Origin of the sequence: Paenibacillus monticola, from assembly GCF_009664975.1 — a bacterium.
GTDB classification, from domain to species: Bacteria; Bacillota; Bacilli; order Paenibacillales; family Paenibacillaceae; genus Paenibacillus_AQ; species Paenibacillus_AQ monticola.
Genome location: NZ_WJXB01000010.1, coordinates 156,844 through 173,095 on the forward strand (window position 1 = coordinate 156,844; position 16,252 = coordinate 173,095).

14 protein-coding genes are annotated in these 16,252 nt (G+C 47.9%); 1 reads left to right on the plus strand and 13 read right to left on the minus strand.

The features are described 5' to 3' along the window. Window positions 1-256: 256 nt before the first annotated feature. Window positions 257-1,660 (minus strand): class I SAM-dependent rRNA methyltransferase, encoded by a 1,404-nt coding sequence (locus GJB61_RS22280; protein WP_154121232.1) that lies wholly within the window; start codon window positions 1,658-1,660, stop codon window positions 257-259. A 102-nt stretch (window positions 1,661-1,762) separates the two neighbouring features. Here GJB61_RS22280 and GJB61_RS22285 point away from each other — a divergent pair, with 102 nt between their 5' ends. Beyond that, window positions 1,763-2,752 (plus strand): Na/Pi cotransporter family protein, encoded by a 990-nt coding sequence (locus GJB61_RS22285; protein ID WP_154121352.1) that lies wholly within the window; start codon window positions 1,763-1,765, stop codon window positions 2,750-2,752. A gap of 35 nt (window positions 2,753-2,787) precedes the next feature. Here the strand turns inward: GJB61_RS22285 and GJB61_RS22290 are convergent, their stop codons facing one another. From GJB61_RS22290 to GJB61_RS22345, 12 genes are all read right to left on the minus strand, one after another. Continuing rightward, window positions 2,788-3,624, minus strand: coding sequence for an energy-coupling factor transporter transmembrane component T family protein (locus tag GJB61_RS22290; RefSeq protein WP_154121233.1), 837 nt, complete (start codon window positions 3,622-3,624; stop codon window positions 2,788-2,790). Continuing rightward, complete coding sequence (locus tag GJB61_RS22295; RefSeq protein ID WP_154121234.1) at window positions 3,621-5,327, minus strand: ABC transporter ATP-binding protein; 1,707 nt, start codon at window positions 5,325-5,327, stop codon at window positions 3,621-3,623. Before GJB61_RS22295 ends, GJB61_RS22290 begins: the two co-directional genes overlap by 4 nt. A 111-nt stretch (window positions 5,328-5,438) precedes the next feature. After that, a complete protein-coding gene (locus tag GJB61_RS22300) occupies window positions 5,439-5,999 on the minus strand; it encodes an ECF-type riboflavin transporter substrate-binding protein (RefSeq protein ID WP_420819765.1) in 561 nt (186 codons plus the stop codon). Between the two features lie 195 nt (window positions 6,000-6,194). Then, window positions 6,195-8,435 carry an Ig-like domain-containing protein gene (locus tag GJB61_RS22305; RefSeq protein ID WP_229522218.1) on the minus strand — a complete coding sequence of 747 codons (2,241 nt, stop codon included), beginning with the start codon at window positions 8,433-8,435 and terminating at the stop codon, window positions 6,195-6,197. Between the two features lie 142 nt (window positions 8,436-8,577). Beyond that, entirely contained in the window at window positions 8,578-9,012 is a 435-nt protein-coding gene (locus tag GJB61_RS22310; protein ID WP_154121236.1) for an NUDIX hydrolase, read from the minus strand. Window positions 9,013-9,128: 116 nt separating this feature from the next. Further along, window positions 9,129-10,472 (minus strand): tRNA (N(6)-L-threonylcarbamoyladenosine(37)-C(2))-methylthiotransferase MtaB, encoded by a 1,344-nt coding sequence (gene mtaB, locus GJB61_RS22315; RefSeq protein WP_154121237.1) that lies wholly within the window; start codon window positions 10,470-10,472, stop codon window positions 9,129-9,131. Beyond that, entirely contained in the window at window positions 10,460-11,239 is a 780-nt protein-coding gene (locus GJB61_RS22320) for an RsmE family RNA methyltransferase (protein ID WP_154121238.1), read from the minus strand. The genes mtaB and GJB61_RS22320 overlap by 13 nt, the downstream gene beginning before the upstream one ends. Before the next feature lie 32 nt (window positions 11,240-11,271). Next, window positions 11,272-11,967 carry a site-2 protease family protein gene (locus GJB61_RS22325; protein ID WP_154121239.1) on the minus strand — a complete coding sequence of 232 codons (696 nt, stop codon included), beginning with the start codon at window positions 11,965-11,967 and terminating at the stop codon, window positions 11,272-11,274. Window positions 11,968-11,969: 2 nt separating this feature from the next. Then, on the minus strand, window positions 11,970-13,034 hold the full coding sequence (prmA, locus tag GJB61_RS22330) for a 50S ribosomal protein L11 methyltransferase (protein WP_154121240.1): 1,065 nt from the start codon (window positions 13,032-13,034) through the stop codon (window positions 11,970-11,972). Window positions 13,035-13,185: 151 nt separating this feature from the next. Beyond that, window positions 13,186-13,764 carry a DNA-3-methyladenine glycosylase I gene (locus GJB61_RS22335; RefSeq protein ID WP_229522220.1) on the minus strand — a complete coding sequence of 193 codons (579 nt, stop codon included), beginning with the start codon at window positions 13,762-13,764 and terminating at the stop codon, window positions 13,186-13,188. Between the two features lie 149 nt (window positions 13,765-13,913). Next, on the minus strand, window positions 13,914-14,825 hold the full coding sequence (locus GJB61_RS22340) for a methyl-accepting chemotaxis protein (RefSeq protein WP_154121242.1): 912 nt from the start codon (window positions 14,823-14,825) through the stop codon (window positions 13,914-13,916). 232 nt (window positions 14,826-15,057) lie between these two features. Beyond that, entirely contained in the window at window positions 15,058-16,236 is a 1,179-nt protein-coding gene (locus GJB61_RS22345; RefSeq protein WP_154121243.1) for a sn-glycerol-1-phosphate dehydrogenase, read from the minus strand. Window positions 16,237-16,252 lie beyond the last annotated feature (16 nt).

Consider the following 16,252-nt stretch of genomic DNA (forward strand, 5'->3'; position numbering starts at 1 on the left):
AAGCTTGAATCGGACAATCTAACGGCATGAATTGCCGTTAAACATGAAGGAGAGCTTCGCCATTCTTTTATGGACGATACCCGTTTATCGTGAATTACGATGCTAAGATTTGAGGGTTCCTTTGACCGCTGCGCTGATAAAGACCGATTTCTTAATGATAAGATATGTATAATTTGAAAGCAGTCTTTAAAAAACAACACTATATACAAAAAAAGAAGAGCCTCTATATAGAGACCCTTCTAAGGTGTTTCCAGCTTTATTTATTTTTGCTCCGCACTTCAAATATAGCAAACTTCAAATAATGCCCCTCTTCGACGCCGAGGATCTGCGGATGGTCCTTGCCAGCGGCCCGCCATTCGATCAATCGCAATATCTTGCCGGCATCCTTCGCCGCGTCCGCAATAGTCTCCAGGAACAGCTCTGGCTGCATATGGTACGAGCAGCTTGCGGTTACAAGATAACCACCCTCGTTAACCAGCTTCATACCATGCAGATTAATATCCTTGTAGCCGCGAACAGCTCCTGCTACGGCGCCTTTGGCTTTGGCAAAAGCAGGAGGGTCCAAGATGACTACATCCCAAGTCCGTCCGCCGCCTGCCGTCATCGGCTTGGCCGTATCGGTTTTGGTCGCTGGTTTGGCTCCCGCTCCAGTCGCACCCGGAACCGTTGCCCGCTCCGAACGCTCCTCAATTCCCTTGACGTGATTGCGCAGGTAAGCAAAGGCATCATCTACCACAAACTCCACACGATCACTGTATCCATTCAACTCCACATTGACCTTAGCGCTCTCGATGGCATGTGCAGATACATCTAAGCAGGTTACCTTCTTGGCACCATACTTGCAGGCGTGCAGCGTGAAACTGCCTGTGTGCGAGAAGCATTCCAGCACAGTTGCCCCATCCCAATAAGGGAAGGTGACATGTTTACCACTCTTGTTAACGGGCAGAATCTGCAGCGAGCCGTCCTCTGTGGCAATTTCCTGCAGGGTAATCCCGCTGCGTCCACCCCAGCCTTGCATAAGTGGAGCAATAGAGGCTCTATTCTCACGCTGGTCAAAAAAGTAACCCGTCTTCTGTCCCTCTTCGATATCAACGATCAGCTTCAAGCCATTTTCGCTTATCGTAACGTGGCGGGGACACTCCCCATACAACACGCCAGTCTTCTGCTCCAGGCCCTCTAGCTCACGAACGCTCACATCACTACGCTCATAAATGCCGCGTGGAGCCATAACTTGAACCAACGCTTCCACAATCTCGGCGCGATGCTTGTCCATCCCAAGCGTTAGCAGCTGCACAACAAGGATGTCGCCAAAGCGATCAACAATCAGTCCTGGCAGAAAATCTGCTTCCCCATAGACTAGCCGATACGCATCAGCTCCTGGCAGAAAACGGTTTCTGTGCTGGTGACAATTCGCAAACCGTTCAGCGAAAAAGGCTGTATCCATTGCCGCTAGCGGTGCTTGAGAGACAATTCTTACCCGGATCTGCGAAGCTGTATTGTAATATCCAGTAGCAAGAAAACGCCCCTGATGGTTCAGTACATCCACCAGTCCGCCATCCTCCGGACTTCCATCTACCGTTGCTATCTCCCCTGCGAAGACCCAAGGATGGGCCTGCTCCAGTCTTTTCTTCCGGTTGCGTTCTAAAGTAACTGATGCCAATAACTTCAACTCCCTATTCTTATAAAAATGGTTTTATACATGTCCCTTGTACTACATTCATATATTGGTGTACAACCCTCGTTCATAAAGGAGTCTGTCCCTATGATCCGTGATCTGCTGTTCCCTGTCCTATATGGTCTCATCATTTTTCTGGCTGGAATGAAGCTGCTGGAGGCCGCAATGGCCAGACTGGCAGGTCCGCTGCTGAGAAAAAGTCTTGACCTAGCAACTGCTACGCCGTTAAAAGGTTTGATTGCCAGCAGCCTGCTGTCAGCCCTGCTGCAGAGTAGTACAGCCGTAACCGTGTTGACAATCGGCATGGTTAATGCCGGGCTGCTTACCTATGCCCGTACGCTTGGCATCATTCTCGGCAGCAATATCGGGACCTGCCTGACCACGGAGCTGATCGGTCTGCAGATCAGCTCCGCTGCTTCACCACTACTGGCTGCCTCGCTCAGTCTATGGGCGGCGGCGGTCATCGCTGGCGAGCTGCCGATGAATAACTCGCGGTTAGCGGCAGCTCGCCAGCGAATCGCCGAACCTCTCCAGTTCATCAGCCTGGCTGTTGCCGGGTTCGCGCTTGTCCTATGGGGCATCGCTGTAATGCAATCGATCGGCCCCGCGCTGCAGAGCAGCGGCCTGTTCGAGTGGTTCCTGGACCACGCCGCCACAAGCGCGCTATGGGGACTCGCCGCCGGGGCCTGCCTGACCGCCCTGCTGCATAGCAGCGCTGCGGTCATCGCCATGGCCATGGGCGTAGCCGCTTCCGGGGCGATGCCGCCAGAGCTCGGCATCGCCATCGTGCTTGGCGCCAATATTGGCACCTGCGTCACAGCAGTCATCGCCTCGATCGGCGGCTCACCTTCCGGCGTCTTCGTCGCCTGGTCGCATGTTGCGCTTAACGTTGGCGGTGCGCTGCTCTTCTTGCCTTTTACCGCTCAGCTGCACAGTATATCGTCATGGATCGGCGGCGGCCCCGCCTCGCAAATTGCCCACTCCCAGACTATCTTCAATGTTGCCTGCTCGCTTATAGCACTGCCGTTATGTTATCTGCCTATATGGTCTAGGCTGGAAAAACGTCTTCAGACTTAACCCTTATGTTCACGCTATCGTTGTACTATTATACTTCAATTGGGTTCAAAAAGGTTATAAAACCGCGATCCATCGTAAAATGTAATCACAGTCGAGGCAATAGCGATCAAGGCGATCAGTCCCAAAGCGATATAATCTTGACTTGAGAACGGACGAGTCTTATACCAGGTTCGTTTCGTTTTGCGGCCGAAGCCGCGCAGCTCCATGGCCGTGCTAATCTTATCTATCCGCTCAATACTAGTTAGAATTAAGGGCATTAGAATCGAGATGATGTTCTTCACCCGTCTGGACAGCTTTTCTTTGCGTGAGATATCAATCCCACGCGCCTGAGCAGAGAACGATATGTTCTCATAGTCGCGCTGAACATCTGGAATATAACGCAGAGCGAGCGATACAGAATAAGCAATCTTATAGTTAACTCCCAGCCGGTTTAACGAGGCGGCAAATTCACTAGGGTCTGTGGTCAGCAGAAAAAGCAGCGCCATTGGAAGGACTACGGCATATTTTAACGCAATATTGAATTGATAGAACAACTGCTCCCACGTCAGGGTATACCTGCCTGCAAGATGAACGATATCATGACGCGAACCATATATACGCACTCCCTCCAAAGGAGAAAAGATAAAGATAGCCAGTTGATTCAACAGAAAAAAGAGCAAAATCAAAGACAATACAAAAGCATAGTCCCGAAATTTAACCTTGGAGAGTATAAATGGAAATAGACTGAACACCAGCATCACTGCCAAGCATCTGGTATCGTATGTAATCATTGCGGCAACGGACCAAACTACGAAAATGATCAGCTTGGTAGCACCTGTGAGGCGATGAATCGGTGAATCCTGCTTTGTGAATGTTAGCATATTGGCTTTCATCTGCCCCGGACCCTCCTGTCATACGCAATAAAGCGCCTAACGAACTCACTTGGTTGGTCCAAGCCGGATCTCAAAGCTAATGTAAATAGCGAGGTTTCTTTCAAATTGGCACTTCGTACGACTTCCGTGTCGCCGAGCACCCGCTCCGGACTATCATCAGCAAGCTTCACACCGCCTGCGAGTACAATGGTCCGCTGCGCATATTCCAGCATTAGGTGCATATCATGGGTGATCATCATCACTGTCATGCCTTGGTTGACCAGTGTCAGCAGGAACTCCATCATTTCATTATAATGCCGATAATCCTGAGCAGCAGTCGGTTCGTCCAAAATAATAATTTCCGGCTCCAGCACCAAAATTGAAGCAATAGTGACACGTTTCTTCTGACCATAACTTAGCGCCGAAATCGGCCAGCTGCGAAAAGCATACAGCCCACATACCTTCAGAATAGCATGCACCCTTTCACGGATATGTTCCACCGAAGCCCCTCGCAGAATGAGCCCCAGTGCAACTTCATCATAAAGAAGTGTCTTGGAGATCATATGATTGGGATTCTGCATGACAAAACCAATCCGATCCGCCCGTTCTTTAATCGAGTCTGGGCCAATATCCCGTCCATTCATCCAGATCGTTCCCGACGTTGGCCGATAGAATCCACAAATGAGCTTGGACAAGGTTGATTTCCCAGCTCCATTCCGCCCGGCAATGCTCAGCATCTCTCCTTTGCCGATGCGTAGCGTGAGCTCCTGAAGCACTGGTCGATTCTTCTCATACCCGAACGTAACGTTCCGCAATTCAAGCAGAGGAGGATATTCAAGGCTTGTCGGTTGGATATTGTTGTTCTCATACCAAACTTTCAGCTTACCGGCATACTCATCAAGCCGGACATCGTCAATATGTTGCGGATTGATATCCGGCGTAATGCTGCAACCGGCATATTTCAGCGCTGTGAGATACAAGGGCTCCCGGATGCCCACATTACGAAGCAGATCAGCGCTCAATAGTTCGGCAGCCGGCAGATCTGCAACAATATGACCCTCATCCATAACAATAATACGGTCGACCGCTCGATGCAGGACCTCTTCGAGCCGATGTTCGATAATAATGACTGTTGTGCCGCCCTCCCTTTGCACCCGGTCAATGAGTTCAATCGCTTTTTTTCCGGTATACGGATCTAGACTTGCCAGCGGCTCATCGAACAACAGGATGTCAACATCCCCCACCAGCACTCCACCTAATGTCGTTTTTTGCTTTTGTCCGCCTGACAATTCCTGCGGTGAAGACGACAGAAATTCATGAATATCGACAGCTATTGCCGCAGCATTTACCTTCTCCAGCATCTCCGCCTGTGGAATTGCATCATTCTCCAGCCGGAATGCGATATCCTCACCGACCGTTAAACCGACAAACTGTCCGTCTGGATCCTGCAGTACGGTTCCGACCCGATCGGACAGCTCGGCGATACTCATTTCCTGCTGCTCCTGACCCATAATCCGCAGCGAGCCCGTCATTTCTCCTGAATAGGCAAAAGGAATTAAGCCGTTGATGCAGTGGGCCAGCGTACTTTTGCCTGAACCGGATGGCCCGACAATGAGCACTTTCTCTCCTTCAGTAATTGTTAGAGTAATTCCATGGAGAGTAGGCTCCTTCTGAGCCCGGTATTGAAAACCGAAATCTGCGAATTCAATGACCGCCTTTTTCATATTGACCTTCCTCCCCTGATGATTATGCCTTATGTGCAAAAGAGAAAAGCCGGTAGTTTACACCGGCTTTTCTAGTGATTTGATTTGTTGAGAAATTTAGATTGGACTAGCTTAAGCTTCCCTGCTCAAGCTACCTTGTTTCGTTCTTGTTTTGGCATAAGCGACAGCCAGTAATGAGCCAATTATCGCTACCGTCACTATATTCGCCGCTCCAGCAATTAACCCTTGCGTAAATACTTTATTAGCGGGTTCCGCATAGATTAGAATATCCAATACCGGTGCTACGATGAACCAGGCCACTGCATTCGCCGCAATCTGGGCTAGGTTAAAGCGGATGAGTTCCCTCTTGCCAAACTCCCCATCATGGATGGATATTCTCGAGGTTAGCAAGCCAATAATCAGCCCGACCAATCCTGAAGCAATGACCCAACTGAACCAAGGCGAACCGTAAAAAATAGCATCCTTCAGTGTGTGACCGATCAGACCAATCAACAGCCCCGCAACCGGACCATATAATAGTGCAAACAACGCAAGCAAAGCGTATGTTGTCTCAATGTTAGTATTAGGGACACCGGATGGAATCGAGCCGAATCTTCCCAAAATTACGAATAATGCAGATCCGATACCAATAGCTACAATCGTCTTAATCGATAACACTTTTTGTTTTCCCAACGATCTCATCTCCCTTGGTCCATGAATGTATTGCTTCCTAACCCTATTTACATGCTGCAGCTGTGTATGTAGTTTTTGGAATTATACATCGGATTAGTGGGAATTACTAGAGGCCAAACAGATAATATTATTAAAATATGGATTTCCCCAGAAAAAAGGGGTGCCGCCCTTATGGACAACACCCCATACTATAATTTAATTCACAGTTACCGAAACAGTCACTGTTTTGGTATCGAATTTGCCTTTAATTGATGCTGAACCCTTGCTCACAGCTGTAATACTGCCAGAAGCGTTCACCTTCGCTACGGAAGGCTTAGAACTTGTCCAGATAACTTTATCTGTAACATTAACCTCTTTGCCGGTGTCGTAAAGTGCTGTCACAACTACGGTTTTGGTATAGCCCGAAGCCAGCTTCAGTCTGGTTTCGCTGACTGTCACCTTAGTAAGCTTGGGAACAACAGTAATTTTGACCGTTGCAGTTATGCCTTGATACGATCCGGTTAATGTAGTTGTTCCTTCGGCTACAGCCTTAACGGAGGTACCCTTCACGGTAGCCACCAATGGATTCGAAGATTCCCAGTTCATTCCGCTGGAGAAATTCGCCGTTTTGCCCGTGGAATAATAGCCAGTCACCTTGATCGTCTTGGAGCCTTTAATGTTCATTTCCAAAGTGGCCGGTTCAACTACAAGCTTGACGACCTTTTGCTCAATCGTAACCGGAATGCTGATGGTCATATTCGCATAGGTACCCTTTAAGCTCGCTGAACCTTTCAGTAGACCTTTAAGGACTTTACCAGTAGTAGTCTGCTTGATAACGGCATTTGTACCGGTAAGTGTCCATTCGATTGTTCCGGTGACATCTCGCTCTTCGCCATTTTCCATAATAGCCTGAATTGTAGGAAGCGGATCTTCTTCACCAGTGACAAGACCCAAGTTATCTTCAGGCCCAATCAGGATAAGCACCTTATCTTTTACTGTTACTTTTATTTCAACGTTTTGGGAACGGATAGTTGCTAATGGTGCAGAGACATCCCCGCCCTTCAGTTTGCCAATAATACTGGCCGTACCTGCCGCTACCGCGACCAATTTACCATCCTTAACCAATGCAACGTCTACATTGCTGGAATTCCACTCTATCTCCTGACTGAGATCAAGCTTCGTTCCGTCCAACTTCGTACCAGTAACCTTCGGCAAGCTTACTGAGTCTGCCGTATATAATTCCTGATCCGTTGTATCCGTCTTCTCATTCTTCTCAGCTTCCAAAGCTGTAATCGTTGGATACACAGTCAGCTTAAAGGTTTTGTTAACACCTTTGTATTCTGCTTTGATTGTCGTGGTTCCGACTGCTTTGGCTGTGATCACAGCAGATAATCCATCAGCCGCTACTGTTGCAGTAGCCGTCAGTTGATTATCGGAACTCCACACCGCATCCTTGGACACAGGCTTTGTTGAATTTGCTGCATCTCTCACATCTGCCGCAACCTTTAAACTCTCACCCATGAACAAGGAATGATCTCCTGATGGCGTTAACAACATGGCTTCGAAGGGCGCACGAACATATACATCAACAGAAGCTGAAATACCTAGGTAGGTAACTGAGATCACAGTTTTACCAGAGGATAGAACTTTAACTGACCCTTCTTTTACAGTAGCCACAGCCACGTTAGAGGAGTTCCATTCAGCCTTCTTAGTAATATCCTCGCTCACAACATTTACTGCTGATATTTGGGTTACAGCACTTAGCTGAAGCGGGTTGTCTCCATTCAGCATTTCAAGTTCTTTAACGATTGTACCTTTTACTGTCTCCTTAAGCTCAATCGCGGAGTATGGCAATTGCACTGTAGCTTTATATGTAGCTGTCAAGCCTTTGTATTTAGCGGTGATCGTTGCTGTTCCTTCACCAGCTAGCGTAATCTTGCCATCTTTGATGTTCAATACGTTCGTATTGGAGCTGCTCCAATCGGCATCAGCGGTTACATCATTGTCGGTAGTCTCCGACTTTCCGCCAAGAGCACTGGCTTTTATGAGCAATTGAGCTTCATCGTCACCTAATTTATAGTTACCAGTGGAGCTTGGCACCAGCTTCAATTCCTTATAGGGATAAGTAACAGAAACCTCAATTGAGGTGAGGGCATCTTTATACGTAGCTGTAATGATAGCAGTACCGCTAATCAATGGAGTAAGCTGACCATTGACCACTTGCACAACGTTACTTTTTGAGGAGCTCCATGAAGTCGAAGCAGTCACATCTCTTTTGGAGGAAGACCCTTCCACGCTGGCATATACCTTTAGTTGCTTCGGCGTCTGGCCTACAATAAGCTCCACTTTTGCCGAACTATCAAATTCAATCGAGTTGACGTCGCCCGTAGCTGCCAAGACACTTACCGGAAAAACAGCAGTAGCAAGTAGTATCATTATGAAGAGCAATTTCGTCATTTTTCTGTACACAGTCATCATTTCTCTCCTTAGGCTATAATGTTATTTTCCACACTCTTCCACTTATATCGACATCTAGCCCCAAAGTGTTTACCTTATTCTCATATTCCTTCGAATTTAGACTGAATTCAGGACTTTATAACTAGAACACTTGAATACCCAGCAACGCCAGTGCCTTACGCAGAATATGGATATTATTGGAGTAGGAATTGTTAGTTCCTCTCGCCCAAGCAGCTAACGGTTCATGCCATTCCACAGCGCTGATCTCCGCAAGTTGAGCCTCAGTTACACCACCCGTAGCTTCCACCAAAAAATAATGAACCTCTTTATCCACCTTACCGTGTACCGGATGGTGGTACGTATATTTAATGATATCCACGGGTGCTTTAACTACACCGATGGTACCTGTCTCTTCGAGAATCTCACGCAGGGCTGTCTCCTCTACGGTTTCTCCGACTTCCATCTTCCCTTTAGGAAGAGCTACTTTGCCGTAACGGTCCACAATCAGCTGGATTTCCAAGCCTGCGTTACCCTTGCGATATACAACACCACCAGCCGAAATTTCCTTGTGCACCATACAAGTTCCCCTTTTCTTAAAATTAAACTTCATAAGATAACAAGAAGAAACGGCTTCGCCGTCCTTTTAGGGACGGTATCCGTTTCTTCGAGAAATATATGCTTAAGATGCTTACCTTAACCAGCAGATGACTGCAAACTGGCATGACTTATGCCAATCAGCTCACCCCGGCATTCGTTAACACCAGCTTCAGTTATTTTAATCTGACAAAGCTCACCCTGCAGCGAATCATCACCATTAAAAAGAATCTGCAGGTAATTGTCACTGAAGCCATGCTGAACAGCCCGGCCAGGTGCGCCTTTCGCCGATCTTTCCGCAATGACGCTCAGCGTCTGCCCGACAAATGTACGTGCATAGGCCAGCTGCATTTCCTCGGAGAGATCAATCAGCTGCTGAACACGGACATTCTTGATCTCTTCATCAATCTGGTGATCCATTCGTGCTGCCGGTGTACCCGTCCGTTTGGAATACGGGAATACATGCATTTCCGAGAAGCCCACCGCCTTCATGAAATCATATCCGGCACGGAACATCTCATCGGTTTCACCCGGGAAGCCAACAATTACGTCTGTTGTAATCCCAACATCCGGCATGGCCTGACGGATCAGCCCGATTTTGGCATAATACTCTTCGGTCGTATATTTACGGTGCATCGCTTTCAGCACCTCGTTATGTCCAGCCTGTAGCGGTATGTGGAGATGGCGGCACATTTTGGTGGAACGGTTCAGCACCTCAAGCAACTTCACATCAATCTGGCTAGCCTCAATCGAGCTAATACGCACCCGTTCCAGACCTTCCACCTGATCTAGTTCCCACAGCAAATCAGACAGCCGGTAATTCTCAAGATCATCACCGTAACCTCCGGTATGAATACCCGTCAATACGAACTCTTTATATCCGGCTGCTACCAGTTGATGAGCCTGAGTGATGATGCTCTTGGGATCACGGCTGCGGGAAAGACCGCGCGACCAAGGAATGATACAGAACGTACAGAAGTTGTTGCAGCCATCCTGGATCTTCATGAAAGCGCGTGTCCGGTCAGCAAAACCAGGTACATCCATTTCCTCGAATTCACGCGTCTTCATAATATTGCGGACGGCGTTGACGGGCTGGCGTGTTGCCTGAATATTCTTCACATGGGTCATGATCTGGTCGCGATCCTGATTGCCAATCACGAGATCGACACCAGGGATATCTAGAATCTCACCGGGAGAGGTCTGCGCGTAGCAACCCGTAACAGCCACGATGGCCTCTGGATTACGGCGAACGGCCCGCCGAATCATTTGGCGACTTTTTTTATCCCCGGTATTGGTTACAGTGCAAGTATTAATCAGATAGACATCGGCAGGCCCTTCAAAATCGACCTGTTCGTAGCCTTCGTTTTTGAACAGCTGCCAAATGGCTTCAGTATCATAGAAATTAACTTTACAACCTAAAGTATAAAATGCTACGGATGACATAACTCAAGCTCCCCCATTTCTCCCGATTCATACAGAATGCAGGCCACGGCAACCATGCCCGCCGTCTCACAGCGCAGAATACGCCGCCCAAGACCTACGGAGAGCGCCCCTGCCTCCTCGGCTCCCAGACATTCCTCTGGGCTGAAGCCACCTTCAGGACCCACTACAATCAGCACCTTGCCAGTTGCCATTGGAGCTAAAGTAGAAAACCATGGTGCTACCGCACTGCGCAGCTGCAGACCTTCTTCCTTCTCATAGCAAAAATAAATAGCGTCATATTCCCCGAAGGATTGCAGCAGCTTCTTCCATGTCAGTGGGGAGCTCACCTCCGGCACGATGTTCCGGTGAGCTTGCTCCGCTGCTTCTTTGCAGATTTTGCGCCAGCGTTCCAGCCGTTTGCTCTCTTTACGCTCATCGTATTGCACGATTGTACGTTCTGACAGAAACGGAATAAACGACACAGCACCAATCTCCGTACATTTCTGAATCACTGTCTCCATCTTGTCCGCCTTGGGCAAACTTTGGGCTACGGTAATCTTGACCCGTGGCTCATGGGTCATCTCCAGCGCTTCCAATATATTCACTGTTACTTCTCCAATTTCGATAATAGCAATTTCCACTAACGCTTCGCGGGAAATGCCATCGCTGACGATCAGCTTATCCCCTGCTTTGCCGCGCATCACCTTGGCAATATGACGGGCATCCTCACCGTCGATTCTTACTGTGCTATCGTTGAACTGCTCAGGTGTAACAAAATATCGTTGCATATCATCATCATCCTGTTCCTTGATTTGCTTCTTTAGCTGCCAAATATCTGAAGGGAAAACTTATAGAAAAGGTTCACAAATTCACCTGCCATTTGAGTGGACCAATTATTAAGAGGTGTAATGGTATAAGCTCGCAACCCAGGGAGAAAGACGATCAGCAGAAAAAGAAACGAAGCCCACTGCTCGTATTGCTGTAATTTCCCGCGGATTGGGCGTGGAGCGATATCTTCCACAATTCGATAACCATCCAGTGGCGGCAGCGGAATAAGATTGAACAGAAACAGAAAGAAATTGAGTTGAATGAAAATACCAAAAAACATGTAAATAGCCTGGAGTAAACGGTCATTGGAGATCGAATTTAAAGCTCCACTCGCCTCAAGTGCTGCGTAGATTAATGCACCCAGTATCCCTAATAGTAAATTGCTTAGGGGTCCGACAATGGATACAATGACGCCCATCAGACGGGGACGACGGAAGTTCTCGCGGTTTACCGGAACCGGACGCGCCCAGCCGAAGCCCGCGATGAGCATTAGGATGATCCCAAAGAAATCAAAATGAACGGCCGGATTAAGTGTCATGCGTCCCAGCAGCCGTGCTGTCGGGTCACCAAACTTATTTGCAAAATAAGCATGGCTAAACTCATGCACCGTAAAAGCGATAAGCAACGTAATCAGAAAGAAGGGAAGCTGTTCCAGTGGTATACGTATAAAGCTCTGTAATAAATCCATTTTTACCTCTTTCCGGCTGTAAATGCCACCCAATCTTCTTCATGGGATACTTCAATAATGTCAAACCCGGAGGCTGTCAACGCCTGTGCCACAAGCCCTTCTTTATCCTTATAAATACCGGAAGTAATATAAATCCCGCCCGGTTTAAGCGCACGGTATACATCCTCTGTAAACAGCACAATGATTTCTGCCAAAATATTCGCCACTACAATTTGTACCGGCAGCGTAACTCCAAGGTTGCCTTCGGCTTCTTGTTCAGCATCAGCAGGCAAGGCATTCTCTCCCAAGGTATGGCCCGGTCTGGCGGACGGCCACATATCTCCTGCCGCCGTATCAGCTACACCAGCGCCGCCAAGCAGCGTTAGTAAGTCACTTTCTTTTACCGTAATGGCATGTTGGAGTTTGTTTAACGCTACATTCTCCTGAGCACTGGTTACAGCCACTGGGTCCAGATCGAGCGCCAGTACGGACTTCGCACCCAACAGCATTGCGCCTACCGCCAGAATACCTGAGCCAGTACCCACGTCGATAACTTCTTCACCGCCGCTAATATTCTTCTCCAGTGCACGCAGGCAGAGTGCCGTAGTAGGATGGGTACCGGTGCCGAATGCCATGCCGGGGTCTAGCTCTATAATCTTCTCCTCAGGACTTTCAGGCGTATATTCCTCCCAAGTCGGCTTGATCGTAAGACGCTCGGAAACACGTAATGGCTTAAAATATTGCTTCCAGGCATGCGCCCATTCATCCTCGTCGACGGTTGTCCAAGAAATCAGCGCTTTGCCGGGATCAATACCGAACTCGCGCAGTTCTTCAACTCTTGGGGCCAGTTCTTCTATAATTGCTTCCATGGAGACGGTATCGGAATAATAGCCTTTAATGATCGCTTCCCCTTCGGGAATGTCATTCAACGGCTGATCATATAATTCACCGTAACGTGTATCACGTACTTTGTTCAGCGTACCGGATTCCTCAATAGAAACACCGCCCGCGCCTGCTTCGTATAGCAGATTGGAGATCATTTCCTGCGCTTCTTCTGTTGTATGTATCGTCAGTTCATGCCATAACATTGTTTTGAATCCTCCTAAAAGTTTTGTGGAGCATTTGCTGCTTGAATTATCTTCGTTCAAAACTGCTTCGTAAGCATTCGCTTAGTTTTGTGGAGCATTTGCTGCTCTGGACAGTATAACATTTCTTACTGGTCTAGCGCCAAACTGTGGATCAGCGCAACGGGTCAAGACCGCTATTGCGGCAAAAACAGTTCAAGGTATGGTCATTCACCATGCCGGACGATTGCATGAAAGCATAACAGATGGTCGAGCCCACAAATTTCATGCCTTTCTTCTTCAACGCCTTGCTCATGGCATCGGACCATGGAGTCGTAGCTGGCACTTCAGCCCGCTTCTCCCAATGGTTAATCCGTGGTTCGCCGCCTACAAAACTCCAGAGATAATCTGCAAAGCTGCCCTCATCCCGGCATATCTGCAAATACACACCTGCATTTCGGACAATAGAGTCTATCTTAAGGCGGTTTCTGATAATACCGCTGTCATTCATGAGCTCCTCAAGTTTCACTTCATCATATTGCACAATAATTCCCGGATCAAACCCGTCGAATGCTATTCTAAAGCGATCTCGTTTCTTTAGTATGGTGTACCAGCTCAGTCCTGCCTGCATGCCTTCCAGCATCAGCAATTCAAACAGCTTTCTGTCTTCATAAAGAGGCTTGCCCCACTCCTCATCATGATAAGCTATATATAGAGGATCTTCATTGACCCATCCGCAACGGGTAACTTCCAAGGCACTTCTCTCCTTTGCTGTACACATGATTTCTGAAACCCCGCAGGGTGCATCTACTAACTGTATAACAACAAAAGGGAGGAACACAAGACTAAAAAAGAAGCACATCCCCCGAAAGGTACGCGCTTCTTTTGCGATCTCGCAATGGTCTATATGGAATTTAACACTTCGCGTGCCTGATTATCGAGATCCTGTGCAGAGGAGGCAATAGTTGTGAAATCATTCATCGCCACTTGAATTTGCTCTTGGCTGTTCTCTACATTTTCTTGTACACGGTTGGTGCCACTGGATATTTTCGCGACTTCTATGGTTATGGCTTCCACACTATCCCGCACCTCAATGATCGTATTCTCGACCATCGACGACAACTTCCTTACTTCTTTGGCTACTACATCAAACCCTCGACCAAACTCTCCGGCATGAGCAGCCTCAATCGCCGCATTAAGGGCTAATAGGTGAGTCTGTGAAGCGATATTACGAATCGTTTGAACCATTCCATGGATCGTTACCGCTTCCTTCTGCAGTTCAGTCAGGATCAAGGTATTTTCCATAGATACTTCTGCGATCTTGTTGATGCTCACCATTAATTCCTGACTTCGTGCAATTCCTGTCTCGGCGCGTTGATTCAGGCTGTCTGCCATTTCCTGCATGCGGGCGACAACAATGCTAATGTTATTTTGTCTTTCTGTAATATCCGTTGCCACCTTCGATATGCTGAGCACTTTTTCATGCTGCTCGTCGAACACAGGCATATAGGTAGCTTCGAGCCAAATGGTATTACCTTGCGAATCCATTCGTTCAATTTTATCTTGAAAGCTTTTTCCTGACAGAAGATCCTGCCAAAATTCCTCATAAGCCGGACTATTCGCAAATTGGGGGAAACATAATTCTTTATGGTGCATTCCAAACATGTTCTCTTTTATATAACCCATGGAACGGGCAAAAATATCATTAACGTAGGTCACCCGACGATCTAGGCCAAAACGTATGATCGCCAAATTTTGTTCTATAGATTTGATAATAAGCTGATCGGTAACCTCTTGAGAGTCTGAGATTTCCATGATAATTCCCCCATAATGTTGAATTCATATATCTGTTATTTATCGGAAACAAGCAGATGTTTTATTAATAATTGCTAATACAAAAAAAGTGACCCCACCAACGTTTGGCGGGGTCCAGATATATTATAGGGGGGTCATGTGATTACTATAAAGCACTTAGCTTAAAGCCACATGAAGCCTTTATAAAAATTTGCTTAATTTAAGGTGATCTACTCCTGCTTATGTTAGTTCTTTATTCCGCCAGCACAGTCGCTATCGTCCCCTCGTTAAACGCCCGCAGCAACGTATGGCGGTTCATCCGGATCAAATGCGCCTCCTCAAGGCTTCTGCGCAATAGATCATTACTCACACCCAGCTCTTCCAGCGTAGAAGGACCATGTACTGTACGCAGCAATTCACGTATCCGTTCAGGCGTTGGCAACTGGTTAACTTCGTTACGTACCCGCTCCCATTGGCTATTATTATCCAAGCCCGGCAACTCTGCCAATTCGTGATACAACGTGGAAATTTCTGCGCAGGCCACACCTACCTTAGCCCCATGCAGCAGCTGTCTTCTTCCCGTACGAATGTACTCCATCTCCCAATAATGAGACAGGTGATGCTCCGCCCCCGAAGCGGAATGGGATTGACCGAACAGCAGAATGGCCAGACCGGATTCAATAAGCGCTTCTGTCAGTATACGAATACCCAACTCACTATGGCTGCCGATATCCTCCGCATGATTCACGCAGGCCAAAAGTGCTTTTTCAGTAATCGCCGCCACTACCGGAGAATACGGTTCGTCTGCAGTTAGTCGTCCAAATTTCCAGTCAAATAAAGAGGTATACTTACCCAGCATATCCCCAAATCCGGCAGCAATCATCGCTGCTGGTGCTTTCCGCAATATATCCGTATCCGCAAAAATAGCAACCGGACCTGCAGCAGGTATCGTGAGCTTGTTGCCACGGATAATCAGCGGCGAACCATTGGAGGTAAAGCCGTCTACCGAAGGAGCGGTGGGAATGGACAGAAACGGAATCCCCGCAGTATATGCGGCATATCGGGCTACATCATGCAATGTTCCTGAACCTACGACGATGATCGCATCCGCTTTATTCTGCTGAACTGCCAAAAGTACCTGAACTACCGAAGCTTCGTCAGCGATAACATCTCCCATGGCATTCGGCAGCACTAGAGTAATATGAGTCGGAATCCCGGCTTCCTTACACCCTTTCTCCACACTGCCGCCTGCGGCTTTAAGCGTATGTACATCGGCAACAAGCAGCGGAGTTTTCCAGTCCTGTTCCTCGATGAACGGAACTACCTTATTCAGCGCTCCTGGCTCTACAACAATGACTTGAGGCAGGGCAAAGGCTGCGCCCCCTTCCATTTCTGCCGCCGCTACTCTCATATTTTCCAGTATGTTGCTCATAATAAATCCTTCCTTT

What these genes read in the sequence shown, in the direction of transcription:
- GJB61_RS22285 (WP_154121352.1), top strand. Translation starts at nt 1,763, where the DNA reads ATGATCCGTGATCTGCTGTTCCCTGTCCTATATGGTCTCATCATTTTT.
- GJB61_RS22290 (WP_154121233.1), bottom strand. Translation starts at nt 3,624, where the DNA reads ATGAAAGCCAATATGCTAACATTCACAAAGCAGGATTCACCGATTCAT.
- GJB61_RS22295 (WP_154121234.1), bottom strand. Translation starts at nt 5,327, where the DNA reads ATGAAAAAGGCGGTCATTGAATTCGCAGATTTCGGTTTTCAATACCGG.
- GJB61_RS22305 (WP_229522218.1), bottom strand. Translation starts at nt 8,435, where the DNA reads ATGACGAAATTGCTCTTCATAATGATACTACTTGCTACTGCTGTTTTT.
- GJB61_RS22310 (WP_154121236.1), bottom strand. Translation starts at nt 9,012, where the DNA reads ATGGTGCACAAGGAAATTTCGGCTGGTGGTGTTGTATATCGCAAGGGT.
- mtaB (WP_154121237.1), bottom strand. Translation starts at nt 10,472, where the DNA reads ATGTCATCCGTAGCATTTTATACTTTAGGTTGTAAAGTTAATTTCTAT.
- GJB61_RS22320 (WP_154121238.1), bottom strand. Translation starts at nt 11,239, where the DNA reads ATGCAACGATATTTTGTTACACCTGAGCAGTTCAACGATAGCACAGTA.
- GJB61_RS22325 (WP_154121239.1), bottom strand. Translation starts at nt 11,967, where the DNA reads ATGGATTTATTACAGAGCTTTATACGTATACCACTGGAACAGCTTCCC.
- prmA (WP_154121240.1), bottom strand. Translation starts at nt 13,034, where the DNA reads ATGTTATGGCATGAACTGACGATACATACAACAGAAGAAGCGCAGGAA.
- GJB61_RS22340 (WP_154121242.1), bottom strand. Translation starts at nt 14,825, where the DNA reads ATGGAAATCTCAGACTCTCAAGAGGTTACCGATCAGCTTATTATCAAA.
- GJB61_RS22345 (WP_154121243.1), bottom strand. Translation starts at nt 16,236, where the DNA reads ATGAGCAACATACTGGAAAATATGAGAGTAGCGGCGGCAGAAATGGAA.